The 2,801-nt window shown below is 69.3% G+C and carries 2 protein-coding genes and 1 pseudogene; all 3 read left to right on the top strand.

Annotated elements, in window-relative coordinates; all coding sequences use genetic code 11:
- Positions 1-221 precede the first annotated feature (221 nt).
- Entirely contained in the window at positions 222-1,685 is a 1,464-nt protein-coding gene (locus Q0R63_RS13680; protein WP_295698223.1) for an NAD-dependent succinate-semialdehyde dehydrogenase, read from the top strand.
- 38 nt (positions 1,686-1,723) lie between these two features.
- Positions 1,724-2,188: a ribonuclease domain-containing protein gene (locus Q0R63_RS13685; protein WP_295698227.1), complete on the top strand. Its 465-nt coding sequence runs from the start codon at positions 1,724-1,726 to the stop codon at positions 2,186-2,188.
- A 65-nt stretch (positions 2,189-2,253) separates the two neighbouring features.
- Positions 2,254-2,801, top strand: a pseudogene (locus Q0R63_RS13690) (1-deoxy-D-xylulose-5-phosphate reductoisomerase); the annotation flags it as partial.

Raw genomic sequence — 2,801 nt, forward strand, 5'->3', positions numbered from 1 at the left:
TAACGCCTAGTTTGGAAAGCGTGAGAAGCTTATATTGCAGCTAGATCAAAATTTTGATAAGGATGATTGAGGACTGGAAGGAAACTTTTGCTGCTTTTATTGAGGATTTTTACGCCAATGGAAATGATGCAAGGCGGGAAAGCGGAAGAGATGATCCTGAGCTGAAAGTGGTAAAAAAGGAAAAAACAGATAGTCGCCCTGTCGCCGCTCGAGGAGGAATCGTGCCCGCCCTGACCCAGAAGTCCCTGATCGACTCCGTGCCCAAGGGCCTGTTCATCGGAGGGGCCTGGCGCGACTCGGCCGACGGCACGACGATCGCCGTCGAGGACCCAGCCACCGGGCGCACCCTGACCGAGGTCGCCGACGCCACCGTCGCCGACGGCAGGGCCGCCTTGGACGCCGCCGCGGCCGCCCAGTCCTCCTGGGCCGCGACGCCGCCGCGCGACCGCAGCGAGATCCTCCGCGCGGCCTACGAGCGGATCACCGAGCGCACCGAGGAGTTCGCCCTCTGCATGACGCTCGAGATGGGCAAGCCGCTCGCCGAGTCGCGGGGCGAGGTGGCCTACGGCTCGGAGTTCTTCCGGTGGTTCGCCGAGGAGGCCGTCCGGATCAGCGGGCGCTGGTCGACCGCCCCCAACGGCGCGACCCGGCTGATGACGATGAAGCAGCCGGTCGGGCCGGTGCTGATGATCACCCCCTGGAACTTCCCGCTCGCGATGGGCACCCGCAAGATCGGGCCGGCGATCGCGGCCGGGTGCACGATGGTCGTCAAGCCGGCCACCCAGACCCCGCTGACGATGCTCCTGCTCGCCGAGCTGCTGACCGAGGTAGGCCTCCCGGCGGGCGTCCTCAACGTCATCACGACATCGCACACCCAGGACATCTGCGAGCCGCTCATCCGCGACCCCCGCCTGCGCAAGCTGACCTTCACCGGCTCGACCCCGATCGGCAAGATGCTGGTCGAGCAGTCGGCCGAGCAGCTGCTCCGGCTCTCGATGGAGCTCGGCGGCAACGCTCCCTTCCTCGTCTTCGGCGACGCCGACGTCGACAAGGCCGTCACCGGCGCCATGCTCGCGAAGATGCGCAACATCGGTGAGGCCTGCACCGCGGCCAACCGGTTCTACGTCCACGAGTCGGTGGCCGCCGAGTTCTCGCAGAAGTTCGCGGCGAGGATGGCGGCGATGACGATGGGCAAGGGGACGAAGAAGGGGGTCACCGTCGGCCCCCTCATCGACGCGAAGGCCGTCGCCAAGGTCACCGAGCTCCTCGACGACGCGCTCGCCAAGGGCGCCCGGGTCGTCACGGGAGGCGAGGCGCAGAAGGGCGCCGGCTACTTCTTCCAGCCCACCGTGCTCGCCGACGTGCCGAAGAACGCGCGGATGCAGAAGGAGGAGATCTTCGGACCGGTGGCCCCGATCACGACCTTCCGCACCGATGCCGAGGCGATCAGCATGGCCAACGACACCGAGTTCGGCCTCGTGGCCTACCTGTTCACCGAGAACCTGTCCCGGGCGGTCCGCGTCTCCGAGGCCCTCGAATACGGCATGGTCGGCGTCAACCAGGGCATCGTCTCCAACCCGGCGGCGCCCTTCGGCGGCGTCAAGCACAGCGGTTACGGCCGTGAGGGCGGCGCCGAGGGCATCGAGGAGTACCTCGAGACGAAGTACGTCGGGATCGCCCTCTAGGTCATCGAGGCCCGCGCTGCCTCCCTTAGGCTCGCGGCGTGCGCCTCAGCTCCCGGACCCGCGCCTGGGTGACCCTCGTCGCGGCGGTGCTCGTCGTGGTCGTGGCGGTCCTGCTCGCCCGCGGTGGGTCGGGGACGACGGACGCCGCCTCCCGGTCATCCTCGTCGAGGACGACCAGCTCGGCGGGGGCGGCAGGGACAGTGGACCCGTCGAGCGGGCTGCGCTGGGTCGACGAGTCGTCCCTCGACGCGCAGGAGGGTGCGACCCTCGCCGAGATCCGGACGGGTGGGCCCTACCGCTACCCCCGCAACGACGGCGTCGTCTACCACAACAGCAACGGCGTCCTGCCTCGCGAGTCCAGCAGCTACTACCGCGAGTTCACCGTCGTGACATCGGGATCGGCCACCCGGGGAGCCCGGCGGATCATCGCCGGCTCAGCCGGGGAGCTCTACCTCACGACCGACCACTACGACTCGTTCCGGCGGATCCGCGAGCGCCGCTGAGGCCACGAACGACGTCCGTCGGACGGGACGAACGCGGGCTGGCGTCGCTGGGGGACACTGGTCAGGTGACTCATCCCGTTCCACGGACGGTGACCCTCCTCGGCTCGACCGGGTCGATCGGCACCCAGGCCCTCGAGATCGTCCACGCCAACCCCGACCGGTTCATCGTCGTCGGCCTCAGCGCCGGCGGCGGTCAGCTCGAGCTGCTAGCCCGGCAGGCGGTGGCGCTGCGGGTCCCGGTCGTCGCGGTCGCCCGCGGCACGGAGCAGGAGGTGCGCACCGCCCTCGAGACCGTATGCCGCGAGGTCGGCGACACGGCATACCGGCCGGAGGTGGTGGTCGGCGACGACGCCAGCACCCAGCTCGCCGGGCGACCCGTCGACGTCGTCCTCAACGGCATCACCGGCGCGATCGGACTGCGGCCCACCCTCGCCGTGCTGGCGGCCGGTAGCACCCTGGCGCTCGCCAACAAGGAGTCGCTGATCATCGGTGGCCCGCTCGTGAAGGCGGCCGCCGCGCCGGGGCAGCTCGTGCCGGTCGACAGCGAGCACAGCGCGATCGCCCAGTGCCTGCGGGGGGGGTCGGCCGACGAGGTGCGGCGGCTGGTCGTCAC

Source organism: Lapillicoccus sp., assembly GCF_025353065.1.
GTDB lineage: Bacteria > Actinomycetota > Actinomycetes > Actinomycetales > Dermatophilaceae > Lapillicoccus.